The sequence below is a fragment of the Wenzhouxiangella psychrophila genome, assembly GCF_042310375.1.
In the GTDB taxonomy this organism is placed as follows: Bacteria; Pseudomonadota; Gammaproteobacteria; order Xanthomonadales; family Wenzhouxiangellaceae; genus Wenzhouxiangella.
The window spans coordinates 1-626 of record NZ_JBHJMQ010000031.1 but is presented as its reverse complement, the minus strand read 5'-3'; the positions used below and the strand labels follow the sequence as shown (position 1 = coordinate 626).

Genomic DNA, 626 nt, shown 5'->3' with positions numbered 1-626 from the left:
GATCCGGGCTCGCGCTAGTAGGAAGATAATCCTAACCCTCGAAAATGGCCAAAGTTTTCATTTGGAAGGTGCGTCTGTAGATAAGGTCGAAGAGTTGCTGCCGATGGTACAGCGTGCAGATGTCATCGATACAGAGGCTGATGAGGGCTAGGCAATTTAACAAGTCGCTCAAGTACGTTTCGGCCCTGTCGGGCCTCCACCGGACGCGCTTACGCGCGCCGCTTAGCTCAGACGTTAGATTGACTCGAAGATGAATACAAAGCTCAAGTACACCCTGAAGTTCCTATTTGGAACGCTCTTCATCCTCGGAGTCATCGCGCTGCTCTATTGGCTTTTTGCGATCTACCAGGTGTCAAATTGGATTGCGATTCTTGCCATTGGGCTATTCTTGGTACTGCCTCTGATCAAGGTCCTGCTCTCTCTGCCTGGTGAGATCATCATGCTCTACAACATCTTACGATCGGACAATCCTGAGCAACTCGAGAGATTAGCCGGGGATATGAGAGAAAGAGATCAGCTGTGAGGAGCCTTTCAAGCCCGCAATCTAACAAGTCGCTCAAGTATGTTCCGGCCCTATCGGGCCTCCACCGGACGCAGCAAAGCTGCGCCGCTTAGCTCAGACGTTA

Annotated in this window: 1 protein-coding gene; it reads left to right on the top strand. The window is 51.4% G+C overall.

The features are described from left to right. Positions 1 to 250 precede the first annotated feature (250 nt). Positions 251 to 523 (top strand): hypothetical protein, encoded by a 273-nt coding sequence (locus ACDC66_RS15205; protein ID WP_376697587.1) that lies wholly within the window; start codon positions 251 to 253, stop codon positions 521 to 523. Positions 524 to 626: the final 103 nt, after the last annotated feature.